The sequence below is a fragment of the Rhizobium sp. USDA 4016 genome (genome assembly GCF_056279705.1).
Genome location: NZ_JBWCCY010000004.1, coordinates 1,990,858 through 2,007,827, shown reverse-complemented (window position 1 = coordinate 2,007,827; position 16,970 = coordinate 1,990,858). Strand labels below are relative to the sequence as shown.

General features: G+C 59.6%; 18 protein-coding genes. 12 read left to right on the top strand and 6 right to left on the bottom strand.

From position 1 onward, the window contains the following. Positions 1–70: 70 nt before the first annotated feature. The 4 genes from ACZ9DP_RS25135 to ACZ9DP_RS25120 all read right to left on the bottom strand — a co-directional run bounded on the left by ACZ9DP_RS25135 (position 71) and on the right by ACZ9DP_RS25120 (position 3,127). Positions 71–784, bottom strand: coding sequence for a formylglycine-generating enzyme family protein (locus tag ACZ9DP_RS25135; protein ID WP_476203914.1), 714 nt, complete (start codon positions 782–784; stop codon positions 71–73). Further along, positions 751–1,809: an aldo/keto reductase gene (locus ACZ9DP_RS25130; protein WP_476203913.1), complete on the bottom strand. Its 1,059-nt coding sequence runs from the start codon at positions 1,807–1,809 to the stop codon at positions 751–753. The genes ACZ9DP_RS25135 and ACZ9DP_RS25130 overlap by 34 nt, the downstream gene beginning before the upstream one ends. A gap of 695 nt (positions 1,810–2,504) precedes the next feature. Continuing rightward, positions 2,505–2,708: a hypothetical protein gene (locus ACZ9DP_RS25125; RefSeq protein WP_074068058.1), complete on the bottom strand. Its 204-nt coding sequence runs from the start codon at positions 2,706–2,708 to the stop codon at positions 2,505–2,507. A gap of 233 nt (positions 2,709–2,941) precedes the next feature. Continuing rightward, positions 2,942–3,127: a hypothetical protein gene (locus ACZ9DP_RS25120; RefSeq protein WP_039844841.1), complete on the bottom strand. Its 186-nt coding sequence runs from the start codon at positions 3,125–3,127 to the stop codon at positions 2,942–2,944. Between the two features lie 376 nt (positions 3,128–3,503). Here ACZ9DP_RS25120 and ACZ9DP_RS25115 point away from each other — a divergent pair, with 376 nt between their 5' ends. The 6 genes from ACZ9DP_RS25115 to ACZ9DP_RS25090 all read left to right on the top strand — a co-directional run bounded on the left by ACZ9DP_RS25115 (position 3,504) and on the right by ACZ9DP_RS25090 (position 8,867). After that, the gene (locus tag ACZ9DP_RS25115; RefSeq protein WP_476203912.1) at positions 3,504–3,872 is read left to right on the top strand and encodes a hypothetical protein; all 369 of its coding nucleotides are present in this window, start codon (positions 3,504–3,506) and stop codon (positions 3,870–3,872) included. A gap of 1,044 nt (positions 3,873–4,916) precedes the next feature. Then, a complete protein-coding gene (locus ACZ9DP_RS25110; RefSeq protein WP_074068060.1) occupies positions 4,917–5,126 on the top strand; it encodes a hypothetical protein in 210 nt (69 codons plus the stop codon). Next, entirely contained in the window at positions 5,126–5,500 is a 375-nt protein-coding gene (locus ACZ9DP_RS25105) for a GFA family protein (RefSeq protein WP_476203911.1), read from the top strand. Before ACZ9DP_RS25110 ends, ACZ9DP_RS25105 begins: the two co-directional genes overlap by 1 nt. A gap of 145 nt (positions 5,501–5,645) precedes the next feature. Continuing rightward, on the top strand, positions 5,646–6,941 hold the full coding sequence (locus ACZ9DP_RS25100; protein ID WP_476203910.1) for an efflux RND transporter periplasmic adaptor subunit: 1,296 nt from the start codon (positions 5,646–5,648) through the stop codon (positions 6,939–6,941). A gap of 11 nt (positions 6,942–6,952) precedes the next feature. Further along, positions 6,953–7,669, top strand: a complete 717-nt coding sequence (locus tag ACZ9DP_RS25095) for an ABC transporter ATP-binding protein (protein ID WP_194729674.1) — start codon at positions 6,953–6,955, stop codon at positions 7,667–7,669. Next, the gene (locus tag ACZ9DP_RS25090) at positions 7,659–8,867 is read left to right on the top strand and encodes an ABC transporter permease (RefSeq protein ID WP_194729675.1); all 1,209 of its coding nucleotides are present in this window, start codon (positions 7,659–7,661) and stop codon (positions 8,865–8,867) included. Before ACZ9DP_RS25095 ends, ACZ9DP_RS25090 begins: the two co-directional genes overlap by 11 nt. A 48-nt stretch (positions 8,868–8,915) precedes the next feature. Here ACZ9DP_RS25090 and ACZ9DP_RS25085 read toward each other — a convergent pair whose 3' ends face one another. After that, positions 8,916–9,809: a dihydrodipicolinate synthase family protein gene (locus ACZ9DP_RS25085; RefSeq protein ID WP_476203909.1), complete on the bottom strand. Its 894-nt coding sequence runs from the start codon at positions 9,807–9,809 to the stop codon at positions 8,916–8,918. Positions 9,810–9,904: 95 nt separating this feature from the next. Here ACZ9DP_RS25085 and ACZ9DP_RS25080 point away from each other — a divergent pair, with 95 nt between their 5' ends. Beyond that, entirely contained in the window at positions 9,905–10,519 is a 615-nt protein-coding gene (locus tag ACZ9DP_RS25080; RefSeq protein ID WP_239598854.1) for a GntR family transcriptional regulator, read from the top strand. Between the two features lie 46 nt (positions 10,520–10,565). Here ACZ9DP_RS25080 and ACZ9DP_RS25075 read toward each other — a convergent pair whose 3' ends face one another. After that, complete coding sequence (locus ACZ9DP_RS25075; protein ID WP_194729678.1) at positions 10,566–11,378, bottom strand: ferredoxin--NADP reductase; 813 nt, start codon at positions 11,376–11,378, stop codon at positions 10,566–10,568. Positions 11,379–11,621: 243 nt separating this feature from the next. Here ACZ9DP_RS25075 and pcsA point away from each other — a divergent pair, with 243 nt between their 5' ends. Genes pcsA through ACZ9DP_RS25050 form a run of 5 tightly spaced genes read left to right on the top strand, consistent with a single transcriptional unit; the run spans position 11,622 to position 16,959 of the window. Continuing rightward, positions 11,622–12,350, top strand: a complete 729-nt coding sequence (gene pcsA / locus ACZ9DP_RS25070) for a phosphatidylcholine synthase (protein WP_476203908.1) — start codon at positions 11,622–11,624, stop codon at positions 12,348–12,350. A 9-nt stretch (positions 12,351–12,359) separates the two neighbouring features. Next, positions 12,360–13,340 (top strand): quinone oxidoreductase family protein, encoded by a 981-nt coding sequence (locus ACZ9DP_RS25065; protein WP_476203907.1) that lies wholly within the window; start codon positions 12,360–12,362, stop codon positions 13,338–13,340. Positions 13,341–13,392: 52 nt separating this feature from the next. After that, positions 13,393–14,958: an ABC transporter ATP-binding protein gene (locus ACZ9DP_RS25060; RefSeq protein ID WP_476205474.1), complete on the top strand. Its 1,566-nt coding sequence runs from the start codon at positions 13,393–13,395 to the stop codon at positions 14,956–14,958. Further along, positions 14,948–16,045: an ABC transporter permease gene (locus ACZ9DP_RS25055; RefSeq protein WP_239598849.1), complete on the top strand. Its 1,098-nt coding sequence runs from the start codon at positions 14,948–14,950 to the stop codon at positions 16,043–16,045. Before ACZ9DP_RS25060 ends, ACZ9DP_RS25055 begins: the two co-directional genes overlap by 11 nt. Then, positions 16,042–16,959, top strand: a complete 918-nt coding sequence (locus tag ACZ9DP_RS25050; RefSeq protein ID WP_194729681.1) for an ABC transporter permease — start codon at positions 16,042–16,044, stop codon at positions 16,957–16,959. Before ACZ9DP_RS25055 ends, ACZ9DP_RS25050 begins: the two co-directional genes overlap by 4 nt. The last annotated feature ends 11 nt before the right edge of the window (positions 16,960–16,970 follow it).

Here is a 16,970-nt window from a genome sequence, read left to right as displayed (position 1 = left end):
AACCCCGGCTGTTCAAAAGTGCGTGAGGGTTGAGTGCTTGAAACGTTTTCGTGGCTCGCGGCAGGTGAAGCTACGATTTCAGGTCGTAGGCGCACCGGAAGCCGATGTAGGCGACATAGAAGTCGGCAGACTTCCACTGCATGGCTTCTTCCCGCATCTTGTCTGGGCCGTACCACCACGAGCCGCCAGCCGTGATCGCGTTGTCACCGTTGCGGTCGGCGAGCCATTCCCACACGTTGCCACCCATGTCGTAAAGGCCGTTCACGCCCTGGCGAGTGGTTCCCGTCGAGGCATGCTGAAGCCAAGGATCGCTACCGTTCGTATTCGCCCCTTCAGGAGTATCTCCCGTCGGATAGGAATACGTTTTCCCGGCTACGAAGCCCGCCGCCGATCCACTACCATATTCACGATAGGCGGCACGCTGCCACTCGGCGCGAGCCGGCAGTCGGCCGCCGACTGATGCGCAATAGTCACGTGCCTCATACCAACTCACATGTACGGCAGGTTCGGCCACTTCTTGCGGTGATTTGCCGAACGGCCTGCGAAACGACCAGCCTGGACGACGTTCCCATCCGCTTCCCCATTCGTGACCGCCACCATTGCGTTCAGCAGCCGTCCTCAGCTTAGTCGCGTTAGCGAAGACGGCGAAATCGGCGATAGTGACCTCGCTCCTGTCGATAGCGAAACCTTCAATCGTGACACGGTCGCTCCCGGCCATTGCGGCGGCCGGAAGCGCAATAAGGATGAGTGTCAGGTACGTTTGGGCGGTTGCGGGAAGGGCCATGTGACGACGCCACCATATTTTTTTCCAGGATAAGGAGGCTGTTTAAGCGCGTCCGCGACGCCTGTCAGCCCGGCATAATAATCCACCATGCGTTCACGCATCGCCCGGTCGGGCAGGTCGCCGTAGAGCGCGCCCATGTTGTCGACGACGTGCTGTGGCTGGCTGGTCGCGGGGATAACATTTGTGACGGCCGGATGGGAGATGATCCATTTCAGGAAATACTGCGCCCAGGTCTCGATACCCATCTCCTGGGCAAAGTCTGGAACTGGTTGTCCCGCCACAGGCGTAAAGAGCCGCGCCTTTTCGAACGGGATGTTGACCTGGACGGCTACACCGTTGGCGGCGCAGGCATCGAGCAACCGTTGTTCGGCGGCACGCGTCAGGATCGTATAGGCGACCTGGACGAAATCCAGCGTGCCCGTGTTCACCAGACGCTCCATGGTGTCATAGTATTCCGGGCTCCACTGCGTGATCCCGATATAGCGTACAGACCCCTCGGCCTTTTTCTGCGCCAGCCAGTGACGGACCTGGTCGTGATTTTCGAGACTGTGAACCTGCAGCACATCGATCCGATCCCGCCACAGCCTTTCCCGCGACTGCCTGAGCTGCCGTTCCGAATGGCTGTTGTCGGAAAGATAGTCGCCGGTGGTCCAGGTCTTATTGGTGATGAAGATGTCGTCGGCGATGTCAAGATCGATGATGAAATCGCCGACGCACACTTCAGACATTCCATAAAGTGGCGATGTATCGATGACCCTTCCACCATGTTCATGGAACAGCCGGATTACCTCGCCCACATGGTCGCGCGGTTCGCCTGGGCGGATGTCGAAGGTCTCGAATGTGCCGAGGCCGACCGCCGGGATCATCTCCCCCGTTTTCGGGATCGGCCGCATGATCGGCGCACGGCCCGATTGTTGAGCGACGGCCTGTCGCATAGAGATGGCCGAAGCGAACATCGATGTTGCGGCAACTGCCGCCACGCCGGTCAAAAACGTCCGGCGTTTCGTTGCGAGTCCTGAGGTCATTCCAAAAAAATCCCTGTTGTGACGACAGGACGTTAACCGGCAGGAATGCCGCCGCGCGCGCTCGATCCTCACCATTTGCTCGATTCTGATCATTTTCTGCGCTTCGTGGCGTTCAAATACCATGCACATCTGAATTTGCCTCAATGACCGCTGCTGGCGGGCGCGAAGCGGAAGCGGCTCCTTGGCAGCTTCCGGCCCGTTGCAGTCATCGCCACAACCAGCGGTTTACACCGGGTGTAATGTCCTTCGGCCGGAGAGATGGTTTTGGCAATGAGGTCATGTCCAGAAATTTAGTCGGGCTGATCGCAGGTCCACTTGCATTGATCGTCCTCGTCTGGGCTTCTTGTTCTTCGGGACTTGGGGTGCAGTAATCGGCTTTTTCGTTCTCGCTGCCGCAGTGGTGTTTGGGTGTTTGTGCCGTTATTCGCGCTAGGAACATCTATCGCACCCGCACGTTGGTCGGCTGATCAATGAGAGTTATGAACCTGGAACCCGTAGCCGCTCCAGGCGGCGGGGTGTGAACCCTTGCTCTATTCGATCTTGCGCTGAGCGCGGACGCGCGGCTTTACGGACTGCGGCTGATGGAAACATCCGACGGAAGGCGCTTCACATACGCTGCGGGCCGGGAAGGTGCATGACACGCTCTACGAAAGGGCAAAGTGGCGCCGGGAAGCGCCGTAGGCAGCGAACGAAAATCACTCCGCAGCGAAAGTTGCTGCATAGCGGCTCGAATCTCGTTCGATAGCATCCAGAGAGTTCATCAGGTCGACAAAGTCACAGGCCTCGGCCCAAGACATGCCACTCACCTTCACGTCACCAAGCGTGGCAGGCTCCATCGTGAGCCCATCCACAACAAGCCACTTGTCATCGACTTCATGTCGAAGATTGAAACGTCGCATCGCAAAGTCTCCAAACGGTGAACCGCGGTACCATATTTTAGGAGGGATGAATATGAGAAAGTTAACAGCTATTAACGATAACATTGCGACCAGCAATGCCACCGGCGTAGCACGGTGCGCACCAATTCCGGGAAAAATCCGGTTACAAATACAAAACGAATTCAGAGGCCGCTATCGAGCGGCCCTCTCCAAGGGAAACGAAGCAGGACGCGCCCGTACCCATGTCGCACGGATTACCGCCACTTCGGTGCCCGTTTGGCGTTGTGCATGAGTTCGCATGCAGTCGCGAATGGACCAAACAGCTGAAGTAGTCTCGTTTCTTCTTCCTCATCCAATCGATGTCGCGCGCAGAACTCGGTCACCGACCAGACCTTCGTTGCCATATTGGAATCTGCATTTTCCGGCTCAACGCGTTCCATGGAAATCCTCCCGCTCCTAATGCGAGAACACTACTAAAGTCTAATTTAGAATCAAATGAAATAACAATGCAGGCGGGATATTTGTTGCGCTCCAATGCCATCCCCTCGCGCGCCTCAATCCAAGGCCGGCATGCAGGAGCACACCGCTCGATTGCTTCGCGCGATCGAAGGCGTGGGTAAACCCCGCATCGACGGCCTGCTGAGCGGCTTGACAGGGCGTTAGAGCGGATAACAAGAACGCGCAGTTGACGGTTCTCGGGCGTCCAGTCGGTGATGACACCCTGCTATACTGGCCGTCTCATGGCATCGTTGGTTAATGCCGACCGCCGCTTGCAGTTAGCCCAGAACCAGGGTTGCCAGGACGCTTTCGTTTTCCTTGGCATCAACGATCGGAACCACCCTGACGCAAATGCAGGGGTTCCATACGACGCTTGCCGCCAAGGCTAACGCGAGGGCATCACCCGCACTTCGCGATCCTTCGCCCAACCAGAATTTTACGGGCGCGGAAGTGGCGATCTACACCGCCCTGAACCCGTGGCCGCGTTCCCAGTCCGGCATTGGCGACTTCGGCACGGTCTTCGAACTAGCCGACATCGTCTCGACCGCCCGCGACAGCAATGTATCCAAGGCTGACTACGGCGTCGGCGACGGTCTGCATATCAATTGGGCGAACGGCACGGCTAAGGTGGCAATCTTGACCGCGTTCAAGACATTCGTTCAGGCAATGGGATATCCAACGATATGACCGAATAGGCGTCGTGCCGACCTAAAAATTACATCACTTAGCGAAGGTTGAGGGCCGTAAAGGAACTCTACACCAGCGCGGGTCAATGAGAAATGCATGCAGGGGTCGAAGCCGGAACTGTTTTCCTCAACTAGATCCATCTCCCAGGCCTCACTGAGACCCGGCAAGTTGGCGTCCAGTTCCTCAGAGTCGGACACAGGATACCGCGCCCATGCCTCAACGGTCAGAAGTGCATTTCGGATTTGTGTCATGTAAGTATCGCACGTCCCAGAAAGTTGATTAGCCAAGCAAGAAATACTCCAACATACTTGACCTTTATTGTCGAGTGACTTGGAAGTGACACATGGATTATTTTTGGGGGGCGGGGGTAGCAAGGCGATGAAAAAAATGACCAGCAGCAAATCATGTACACAGTGCTGTTCTTCTTTTGCGTGTTCGGCTTGCTCTTCGGTACCTGGAAAAGTACTTGGACAGCAAGCTAACGGCGGAACGAAAAGAGACTGAGAAGGTTGCGGAAGCCCTTGCGGCACATAGGCTGCATACGGCTGAGCACTATGTCTCCAAGCGGGGACTTCGACAAACCACAGATCAAATCATGGACGCGATGCGGATCGGCTAAGAAGCAGCAGAATTGCTGACAGTCGGGCCTGCCGTCGAGTCGACCTTTTACATTTCCGGATCCGAGAACTGTAATGGCGGAGACCCAGCCGCGGGCCTCCTGTAGCCCGATTGCCAGGTCTCCTGCCGTAGCGGGGAGGGGTGTTCTACGGCCCGATAACGTTGATCGGCTTTCGTTGAGTCGGTCCATTTCAATGAACCGGTAAGGATAATAGCCGGTTAATATCCACCGTATGCGTTTCGATCCGAGGCATCATTCAAAGGAGTCTCCCACACCAACTGACGGCGAGTGTTTCGCTATGCGCCGCGGAGGGCATGGCACCTCTCTCGACGATTCGAGCCTTTAGTCTGTCGCTTTTCGGGCTTCAGCAAGCTTCCCAACGGCCCTGAGCGCCCTAACTTCCGGGTTGTATAAAGGAGGTTGCCATGGCCGACTCTGCCAATCAGACGGTGCCGACGCGCAGAGTGTTGCGCGGCCGGCCTTACAGCATAAGCGAATTCGCCCGGAAATACCGTTTGGATGAAAAGGAGGCCAAGCGGCTCTATGAAAAATTCGGACCGTCGGCGACCGAACTCGATCTCCTGATGGCCGCCAAGCGCAAGCCGCCGAGGCTGCCCCTGGATTTCGACGCCTGATGAGAATACGCACTGGGGGCTGCCTTTGCGGCGCCGTCAGATATGAAGTGAAGGGCGAGCCGCTTCGTGCCGGGCTATGCCACTGTGCGGACTGCCGGAAAGAGAGCGGCTCGGCCTTCGCCACGTTCGCCGTATGGCCCCTCGCGGCATTCGAGCATTCCGGTTCGGTCGCGATATATGAAGGCCGCAGCTTCTGTCCCGCATGCGGCGGTCGGCTGTTCTGTCTTACCGAGAAGGAGGCGGAGCTCCGGCTTGGATCTCTCGATGATGCGCCGATGGAAATCGAGCCGCTCTACGAGGTGTGGATCAAACGCCGCGAAAGCTGGCTGCATCCGCTGCAGGGGACCGACCAGTATCAGGAAGATGCCGGCTAAAGCGGACTTTCATTACCAAGATTTAATTGCAATTTTTCGTCATTCCGTGCGAATGCGCCTCCAACGCTAATTTCCGGTTCATCTTCGCTATGACTATCTAGATGGTAAACGGAGCAGGCGCTTCTTTTTTTGACTTGAGGGTTTTATGGACGATTCCGGAACCGGCAGGAAGGCTGCAGCAGCCAATACCGATCTTGCTGCCGTCCTGGCGGCCTCCGCCAAGCGCGGCAAGGGCCGCCGCTGGCGCGGCCGCCTTATCGCCGCTGCAGCATTGATCGCGGTCGCTGGAACCGGCGCCTTTTTTTACAACGGCCGCAGCGGCAACGGATACAGCTATGCGACGCAGCCGGCAAAGCGCGGCGACCTGACGGTTCTCGTGACGGCGACCGGCTCGGTGCAGCCGACGGAGCAGGTCGACATATCGAGTGAACTTTCCGGCACCGTGCGCGACGTCAATGTCGACTACAACAGCGAGGTCAGATCCGGCGAGGTGCTGGCGGTTCTCGATACGAACAAACTGGAGGCCGATGTGAAGAGCTCGCGCGCGAAGCTCGATTCGGCCAAGGCGAATGTGCTGAAGGCGAATGCCGATCTGCTGTCGGCGCAGGTTTCGCTGGAGCGCTTGAGGAGCCTCGTCAGAGGCAGCGTCTCGACGCAGCAGAGCCTTGACGATGCGACCTACAAATACGAGTCCGCCGCAGCCACGAAGCAGATCAACGAGGCGGAAGTGCTCTCTGCCGAGGCCGACCTGCGGCTCGCCGAGGTCAACCTTGCCAAGGCCAGGATCGTTTCGCCGGTTGACGGCGTTATCCTGACCCGCTCTGTCGATCCGGGTGCCACCGTCGCCGCGTCGCTTTCGGCGCCGGTTCTCTTCACCATCGCCGGCGATCTCAGGAAGATGGAACTGCAGGTCGATGTGGACGAGGCCGATGTCGGCCAGATTGGCGTCGGGCAGAAGGCGACCTTCACGGTCGACGCCTATCCGAACAAGTCCTTTCCCGCCGAGATCGAGCAGATCCGCTTCGCCTCCGAGACGACCAACAATGTCGTCACCTACAAGGCCGTGCTTTCGGTCGACAACGCTGATCTCCTGCTGCGCCCGGGTATGACGGCAACGGCGGATATCACCGTCGAGGCCGTCAAGGATACCCTGATGGTGCCGAACGCTGCGTTGCGCTATGCGCCGCCAGAAGCCGAATCGCGCGGCAGCCGCGGCATCTTCGGTCTTTTCCGCCCGCCGCGTATGGGGCCTCGCTCCGGCGGCAACCGCAGTGAAGCGCTCACCGGCGCCAAACGGCGCGTCTGGGTGTTGCGCGAAGGCCGCCAGATGCCTCTCGTCATCCAGGTTGGTTCCTCGGACGGTCAGTTCACACAGGTCTCGGCCGGTGAACTCAAGGAAGGCGATGCGCTTGTGATCGACGCGACGACACGGACGCAATAGGCGGGCGAACGATGACCAGTCCGCCGCTTCTCGAATTCAGGCAGGTATCGAAGATCTACGGTCACGGCGAGGCGGCGATCCGCGCGCTCGACCATGTCGATCTACGGATCGGCACCCATGAATTCGTCGCGATCATGGGGCCGTCGGGTTCAGGCAAGTCGACGGCAATGAATATCCTCGGCTGCCTCGATGTTCCGAGCGCCGGCGACTACGTCTTCCAGGGCATTTCCACGACCGGTTTCGATCGCAGTCAGCTGACGCTGCTGAGACGCCATATGCTGGGCTTCGTTTTCCAGGGGTTCAATCTTCTCGCGCGGACATCGGCGGTCGAGAATGTAGAGTTGCCGCTGATCTACCGCGGTGTCGCAGCGGGCGAGCGCCACCGGCGCGCCAAGGAAGCGCTTGGCTTGGTCGGACTGAAGGGGCGCGAGCACCATAAGACGCAGGAGCTTTCCGGTGGCCAGCAGCAGCGCGTGGCAATCGCGCGCGCGATCGTCACCGAACCAGCCCTGCTGCTTGCCGACGAGCCGACCGGCAATCTCGACACGAAAACCAGCGCCGAGATCATGGATCTGATGACGAGGCTGAACCGGGAGCAGGGCATCACCATCGTCATGGTCACGCATGAACCCGACATTGCGGCCTATGCAGAGCGCATCCTCCGTTTCGTCGATGGAAAGCTCGAAGCCGAGGTCGCGCATCAGGGCGAGGCGGATCATGTTTCTTGAAACACTGAAACTCGCGCTGCGCGCCATTAGCCGCAACATCCTGCGTTCCTTCCTCACCGTGCTCGGCGTCGTCATCGGCGTTGCCGCCGTCATCGCCTTGGTGACGATCGGCAACGGCACCACAGAGCAGGTCTCCACGGAGCTCTCGCGGCTCGGGACCAACATGCTCTTCGTGCGTCCGGGCCAGTTCGGTCCGGGGCGCGCGAGCTCCGAGGCGAGACGGTTTACCGTTAAGGACGTCGATGCGATCCGCGATCAGCTAACTGGCCTACGTGCAGTCGCGCCGCTCAACCAGACGACGGCGACGGCGATCTACGGTGGCCAGAGTCATTCGACTACCGTCATGGGCACGACCAACGACTATTTTATCGCGCAGGACTGGGACATTGCCCTCGGCCGCACCTTCGAGGCGGCCGAAGAGCGCGGCCGCGCCCGCTGCATCCTCGGCGAGACGGTCCGATCGCAGCTTTTCGGCGCGGCCAATCCGACAGGGCAGCAGATTCGCGTGGGCAAGGTGTCCTGCGGCGTCATCGGCGTGCTGGCGAAGCGCGGGCAATCGGGCATGGGCACTGACCAGGACGATGTCGTGATCATGCCCGTGAAGATCTATCAGCGCCGGATCGGCGGCAGGGCCAACGCCAATGTCCAGATGATCGTCATTTCGGCCCGCGATGGCGTTTCGACCTCCAAGGTTCAGACGGAGACCGAGAACCTGCTGCGCGAGCGCCGCAAGATCGTTCCGGGCCGCGAAGACGATTTCAACGTCAACGACATGACGCAGATCGCCGAAGCCATGACGGGTACGACGACATTGCTCACGGGATTGCTTGGCGCTGTCGCCGCAATCAGCCTTCTGGTCGGCGGGATCGGCATCATGAACATCATGCTAGTTTCGGTCACTGAACGCACGCGGGAGATCGGCATCCGGCTTGCGATCGGCGCATTGGAGACGCAGGTACTGTTGCAGTTTCTGGTCGAGGCGGTTGCACTGTCGCTCTTCGGCGGCATCACGGGCATCGTATTCGGATTAGGCATCGGCTTCACCGCCGTGACGCTCTTGAAGGTTCCCTTCGTCGTCAGCCCGCTGATGATCGCCGTCGCCTTCGTCTTCTCGGCAGCAATCGGCATGATCTTCGGCTATTTCCCGGCGCGAAGGGCAGCGCAGCTGAATCCGATCGAGGCCTTACGGCACGAATGAACAAGGCCGGGTGATGCCCGGCCTTGGAACACTCCGTGTGCCGATTGATCAGAACTTCGGCAGTTCCGGGCGGTTTGAAAGCGCCTTTTCAATCACGTCAACGACGCGCAGGCGCTGTTCGCCGGAAAGCGGCAGGCGAGGCGCGCGGACGCGGTCGTTCGACTGGATGGCGTAGACTTCCGCAAGCTTGACGTTCTGGACGAGGAAGGTCGAGACGTCCAGGTCGAGCAGCGGCCGGAACCAGCGGTAGATGGCGCGCGCTTCATCGAGGCGGCCCGCCTGAACGAGCTTATAGATCGCGACCGTTTCCTTCGGGAAGGCGACGACGAGACCGGCGACCCAGCCGTGCGCCCCCATCAAGAGGCTTTCGAGCGCCAGGTTGTCGACGCCGGTAAACACATCGAAGCGTTCGCCGAAGGCGTTGAAGACGTCCGTCACGCGGCGGACATCGTCGGTCGATTCCTTCATGGCGACGACGAGATCGTTCTTCGCCAGCACTTCGAACACCGGGATCGTGACGTCTACGCCATAGGCGACTGGATTGTTGTAGACCATGATCGGCAGGCCACCGGCTGCGGCAATCGTCTGGACATGCGTCAGCGTCTCTTCCGGAGCGGATTTGTAAGGCACGCCTGGCAAGACCATGAAGCCGCTCGCACCGGCCTTTGCTGCGGCCTTGGCGGCAGCGGCGCCGCGCTTTGTCGAGCTTTCGCAGACCGTCATCAGTACTGGCCTCGAACCCGCAGCCGAGCGCGCGACATTCAGGATTTCCAACTTTTCTTCCGGCTCGAGCGTCATGTTCTCGCCGAGCGAGCCGCAGACGATGATGCCATCGACACCTGCATCGGCCTGGAGCCCGAAGCAGCGTTCCATTTCGGCAAGATCTAGCTCGCCGCTCTCAGTGAATTTCGTCGTTACTGCAGGAAATACGCCGCGCCACATGTTCGTCTCCTTGACTCTGATATATCACGGCAGCTTGCCATCTGATTTGCGTCGTGTCAATATCTGATATATCAGAATGAAGTATGGACTATCGAATGCAGAGTTCACAGAGCCATCTGGCCTATCTCGCACTTGAACACGCGATTGTGACGCTGGTGTTGAAGCCGGGCGCGCTGGTGACCGAAAAGCAGCTGATCGATATTGCCGGTCACGGCCGTACGCCGGTGCGCGAAGCGATACAGAAGCTTGCCTGGCAGGGCCTCATCATCGTCAGGCCGCGGGTCGGGCTGCAGGTGGCGGAGATCAAACCGGACGATCATGCCAATGTCATGCAGGTGCGCAGGGAACTGGAGCCTATTGCTGCGTCGCTGGTCGCGAAGCATGCGACGGACGAGCAGCGAGGGGCGCTGATAGACTGCGCCCGCACAATGACCAATTGCGCGGTCAATGGCGATCTTGCCGCCTTCTTCGCTGCCGACAAGGCATTCGACGAGCTTCTCGAAGAGGCTTGCCCGAATACGTTCATCACCGCGGCGCTCGGGCCCGTGCAGACACATTCACGCCGTCTTTGGTATTCGACTGCCACTCCGGAGCGGATGGACCGCTCGATCACGCTGCACGTCACGGTTATTCGCGCGATCCAGCAGGGCAAGGTGGAAGAATCACGGCAGGCAATGGCGGCCTTGATCGACTATCTCAGCCACAAATGAAAACGGCCCCGTCTCCGGAGCCGTTCAATCAACAATCCAAAAACCGTCAGCCGACGAAGGCGCGTTCGATGACGAACTCGGCCGGCTTGCTGTTGGCGCCTTCTTCAAAGCCTGCCTTTTCGAGCAGTTCCTTAGTGTCCTTCAACATGGCGGAAGAGCCGCAGATCATGCCGCGGTCGATTGCCAGGTCGAGCGGCGGAACGCCAAGATCGGTAAAGAGCTTACCGGAGGAGATCAGGTCGGTGATGCGACCGCGATATTCGAAATCCTCGCGGGTGACCGTCGCATAGTGACGCAGTTTGTCGCCGACGATCTCGCTCAGCAGTTCGTCGTTCCGGATCTCTTCTATCAGATCGAAGCCGTATTTCAGTTCCGCGACCTCGCGCGTCGTGTGGGTGAGGATCACTTCCTCGTACTTCTCGTAGGTATCGGGGTCGCGGATAAGGCTTGCGAAGGGCGCGATGCCCGTTCCGGTCGAGAACATGTAAAGCCGCTTGCCGGGCGTCAACGCGTCGAGCACCAGCGTACCCGTCGGCTTCTTGCGCATCAGAACCTGATCGCCCGGCTTGATGCCCTGGAGATGCGATGTGAGCGGGCCGTCCGGCACCTTGATCGAGAAGAATTCGAGTTCTTCGGCCCAGGCTGGGCTTGCAATGGAGTAGGCACGAAAAATCGGCTTGCCATCGACCATGAGGCCGATCATCGCGAACTCGCCGGAACGGAAACGGAAACCCTGCGGCCGGGTCATCGTGAAGCGGAAGAGCCGGTCCGTATAGTGCGTGACGCTCAGCACCGTTTCGGCATAGACATTTGCCGGAACGGCGGAGGCGAAATCTTCGGTCTTTGCTGGAGCGTTCATTCGGTATCGGATCCCGTATTCGTCGCATGATCGGTCTGATGCGAGGCAGATATTACAAATACGCTGGAAATTAAAGGCATTCCATTCTCTGCGACGCTATCAGTAGGAAATATGCGTATCATTGTCATGTATCAATGCCTGCGTGATCTTGTTGCTTTTGCGCTGGCGAAGCGGGGCAAAGGATGCATATTAGGCCAAAACGCTGCCGACAGGTTTAAGCGGCGGCAGGCGGTACGGGGAAACATGAAGATTTTCAACTACAAGCGCGTTCCTTATGCAGAGATACGCGCCTTTTCCGTCCATATTTTGACGGCGTCCGGCTCTTTCCTCGCATTTCTGGGCGTGGTCGCCGCCGCCGAACACCGCTTCATCGACATGTTCTGGTGGTTGGGCCTTGCTCTGCTCGTCGACGGCATCGACGGTCCCATCGCCCGTAAGGTGCGGGTGAAGGAGGTGTTGCCCAACTGGTCGGGCGACACGCTCGACAATATCATCGATTATGTCACCTACGTGCTTTTGCCGGCTTTCGCACTATACCAGAGCGGCATGATCGGTGAACCGTGGTCTTTTGCCGCCGCCGGCATGATTGTCGTGTCGAGCGCCATCTACTATGCCGATATGGGCATGAAGACCGAGGAGTATTTCTTCTCCGGTTTCCCTGTCGTCTGGAATATGATCGTCTTTACGCTCTTCGTCATCGACGCACGCGCTGCGACCGCCCTGACGGTGGTGATCGTCTCGGTGATCCTTACCTTCCTGCCAATCAATTTCCTGCATCCGGTGCGCGTCCAGCGACTGCGGTTCATCAATCTCGGCGTTTTCTTCCTCTGGTCGGCGCTCGGCATGTATTCACTGCTCATGCACTTCAGCATGCCGCAATGGGCCATTATTCTCTTCGTGATCAGCGGTGTCTATCTTTATTGCATCGGCGCCGTACTGCAGTACTTCCCGGCGCTGGGACGTAGCGGATAGGAGGCGGTGATGACAAAGACGCAGGCGATTGCTTTCAGCCGCAATGGCGGTCCTGAAGTTCTTGAGTATGTCGATGTCGATTTGCCGCCGCCATCCGCCGACGAGGTCCAGATCAGGCACGCTGCAATCGGGCTCAATTTCATCGACGTGTATTTCCGCGATGGAACTTATAAGGCGGCGCATCTGCCGTTCATCGCCGGGAAGGAAGCGGCAGGCACCGTGACGGCGATCGGACCTGGCGTCAACGATTTCGCAGTCGGTGACCGGGTTGCCTATGCCGGTGCCGACGGCGCCTACAGCGTCGAGCGGAATGTCGAGACCAAGCACCTCGTCAAGGTGCCCGACGCGATCAGCCTGGAAACAGCAGCCGCGATGATGCTGAAGGGCATGACCGCCGAATATCTGCTGAACCGGACATTCAAGGTCGGTCCTGAGACGGTTCTGTTTTTCCATGCTGCCGCCGGCGGCGTCGGCCTCATCGCAGGGCAATGGGCAAAGGCGCTGGGCGCAACCGTGATCGGTACCGCCGGCTCGGAAGACAAGGTGAAGCTCGCGCTTGAGCATGGCTACGATCACGTCATCAACTACAGGACGGAAAACTTCCTCGACCGCGTTCGTGAGGTCACCGGCGGTAAGGGCGTGGACGTCGTCTATGACTCGATCGGCCGTGATACATTCCCGCAATCGCTCGACTGCCTGAAGCCGCGCGGCATGTTTGTATCCTTCGGTCAATCCTCTGGCGCTATTGAGAATTTCACGATGGCGATGCTGGCGCAGCGGGGCTCGCTTTATGCAACGAGGCCGACACTTTTCACCTACATTGCCACGCGCGATGAACTGACCGCCTGTGCAAACGCGCTATTTGATATTGTGCTAAGCAGCAAAGTGCGTATCAATATCAATCAAACCTATCCGTTGCGTGAGGTGGGACGGGCTCACACGGATCTAGAAACAAGAAGAACTACGGGAACTACGCTGCTGATCCCATAAACGATCCGGAACGGACAGGTCGGCAGAGGGAAATGAGGGGAACGTGTCGTCATTGAATGCGCTGCCGTCCGGTGCGTTACTGTCGGTCCAGAAACTGACGAAGCTCTTCGGTAGCTTTACCGCCTGCAACGAAATCGATCTCGATATCGCTCCGGGCGAAATTCACGCGCTTCTCGGAGAGAACGGCGCAGGCAAGTCCACGCTGGTGAAGATGCTGTTCGGCGTTTTGGAGCCGTCGGCCGGCGATATTCTCTGGGAGGGAAAGCCGGTTGCGGTTGGCGCGCCTGGAGAAGCCCGCAAGCTCGGCATCGGCATGGTCTTCCAGCATTTTTCGCTCTTCGAAGCCCTGACGGTCGCCGAAAACATCGCGCTCTCCCTCGATGACAAGATTCCGATCGGCCGGATCGCCGAAGAGGCGAGGGCATTGTCGCGCGCTTACGGGTTGCCGCTCGATCCGCACGCCCATGTGGCCGACCTTTCCGTCGGGGAGCGTCAGCGCATCGAAATCGTCCGCGCGTTGCTGCAAAATCCGAAGCTGATCATCCTCGACGAGCCGACCTCGGTTCTGACGCCGCAGGAGGCCGACAAACTCTTCGAAACGCTCTTCAAGCTGAAGGCGGAGGGCCGCTCTGTGCTCTATATCAGCCATCGCCTCGAGGAGGTGCAGCGCATTTGCGATCGCGCAACCGTGCTGCGCCACGGCAGGGTTACCGGCGCCTGCGATCCGAAGCGGGAGACTCCCGGTTCCCTCGCCAGAATGATGGTCGGCTCCCACGTGCCGAGCGTGAGCCATCCCGATCGCGGCAAAGTGGGGGACGTTCAACTTGCAGTAACGAGCCTTTCGGTCGCTCCGCGCACGCCCTTTGCCACACCGCTCAGGGATGTGTCGCTTGCGGTCCGCTCCGGCGAAATCCTGGCGATTGCCGGTGTCGCCGGAAACGGGCAGGGCGAGCTTTTCGACGCATTGTCCGGCGAATATCCGGTGGCGCAGCCTGAGGCGATCATGATCCGCAGGAAGCCTGTCGGCACGCAGGGCATTACCGCCCGCCGCCTGCTCGGTGCAGGCTTCGTCCCAGAAGAGCGCCACGGCCACGCCGCAGTTTCGGCCATGCAGCTTTCGGATAATGTGGTGCTCGCGCGCAGCCAGTCGGACCGCAAGGCGTTCCTTGGCGGTGGCTTTCTCAAGGTCATCCGGCGCGGAGCGGTGAGGAGTGCGGCAAAACGCATTTCGGAAAACATGGACGTCCGCAAGAGCGGTGAGGATCCCGCCGCAGGGGCGTTGTCGGGCGGCAATCTCCAGAAGTTCATCGTCGGCCGGGAGCTCGACCGCCAGCCGGCGGTCCTCGTCGTCAATCAGCCGACCTGGGGCGTCGACGCGGGGGCTGCGAGCCACATTCGTCAGGCGCTCGTCGATCTCGCACGCGCCGGCTCTGCCGTCGTCGTCATCAGTCAGGACCTCGATGAGATATTCGAAGTCGCAACCGATATCGCCGTCATCTCGGAAGGGCGTCTTTCGCCGCCGTTCCCGGCCGGTGAACTGACCCGCGAGCAGATCGGCATCCTGATGGGCGGTCAGCATGAAAGCGGGCCTGCCGCGGAGACCGCCGATGCGCATTGAACTCGAAAAACGGCCACAGGTCTCGAAACTCTTCGGGTTCGTTTCGCCGCTCCTGGCACTGGTGCTGACGCTGGTTGCAGGCAGCATCATGTTCGCTCTGCTCGGCAAGGATCCGGTCGGGGCGCTGAACGCCTTCTTCGTCGAACCCTTGCTTGAAGTCTGGTCGCTGCACGAACTGGCGATCAAGGCCGCGCCGCTCATCCTGATCGCAGTCGGCCTTTCGGTTTGCTACCGCTCGAACAACTGGAATATTGGTGCCGAGGGCCAGTTCACCATCGGCGCGATCGCAGGCTCGATCCTGCCGATCGTCTTCTACGATTGGCATTCGCCGCTCGTGCTGCCGCTGATGCTCATCATGGGCGCCATCGGCGGCGCGCTCTTCGCCGCCATCCCGGCACTCTTGAAGGCGCACTTCAATACCAATGAAATCCTGACCTCGCTGATGCTGGTCTATATCGCCCAGCTTTTCCTCGATTGGCTGATCCGTGGTGCCTGGCGCGATCCGAAGGGCTTCAATTTTCCCGTTTCGCGCGACTTTGCTCCGGAGGCGGTCCTTCCGGCTATCTGGGAAGAGTCGGGACGCGCGCACTGGGCCTTCGTCTTCGCGATCCTCGCGGCGATCCTCGTCTGGTTTATGATGCGCTATACGCTGAAGGGCTTCGAGATCGTCGTGCTCGGCCAGTCCGAGCGGGCAGGGCGCTTTGCGGGCTTCTCCTCGAGGCGGATGATCTGGTTCAGCTTTCTTTTGTCCGGCGCGCTTGCCGGTCTCGCCGGCATTTCCGAAGTGTCTGGTTCGATCGGCCACCTGCAGCCGGCCATTTCGCCGGGATACGGCTTCACGGCAATCATCGTCGCCTTTCTCGGACGCCTCAATCCCCTCGGCATCATCGCCTCCGGCCTAGTGCTGGCGCTTACCTATCTCGGCGGCGAGGCGGCACAGCTCTCGATCGGGGTGTCCGACAAGGTGACGCGCGTCTTCCAGGGGCTCCTGCTGTTTTTCGTGCTCTCGTGCGACACGCTGATCTTCTACAGGATCAGGATCGTCTGGTCGCGGGTGCAGGCAGTCACCGGAAAGGTGGCGCAATGATCTTCGAAGCCATCTTGCTGACCGTCATCACGGCCGCCACGCCCCTCGTGATCGCTGCATTCGGCGAACTTGTGACGGAGCGCGCCGGAGTCTTGAACCTGGGCGTTGAGGGTATGATGATCATGGGCGCTGTCGGCGCCTTTGCGGCTGCCCAGGCCACCGGATCGCCTTATATCGGCCTGCTGGCCGGTATCGCGACCGGCGCAGTGTTCTCGCTTCTCTTCGGCTTCCTGACGCTGACGCTGGTAACCAATCAGGTCGCGACCGGCCTTGCGCTGACGATCCTCGGGCTTGGGGCCTCCGGGATGCTCGGCGAGAGCTATGTCGGCATCCCCGGTATCAAGGTTCCGCAGGTCTACATTCCGTATCTTTCCGACATTCCCTTCATCGGACCGGTGCTCTTTCATCAGGATCTGGTTTTCTACCTGTCGATCGCGCTCGTCATCGGCATCAATTGGTTCCTCTTCAAAAGCCGCAGGGGCCTGAAGTTGCGGGCGATCGGCGACAATCACAGTTCGGCACACGCGCTCGGGATCGATGTCATTCGTACCCGCTACCTGGCGGTCATGTTCGGCGGCGCCTGTGCCGGGCTTGCCGGCGCCCAGCTTTCGCTCGTCTATACGCCGCAATGGGTGGAGAACATGGCGGCGGGACGCGGCTGGATCGCGCTTGCGCTCGTCGTCTTTGCGTCCTGGCGGCCGTGGCGGGTGCTTGCGGGAGGCTATCTATTCGGTGCGGTCTCGATCGGCCAGCTTCACGCGCAGGCCTTTGGGATCGGCATTCCGTCGCAGTTTCTTTCGATGCTGCCTTATGCCGCGACTATTGTCGTTCTCATCATCATTTCACATAATCGGCGCACGACGTTGATCAACACGCCGGCATCGCTTGGCAAGGCTTTCGTGCCTGACCGGTGACGCACAACAAC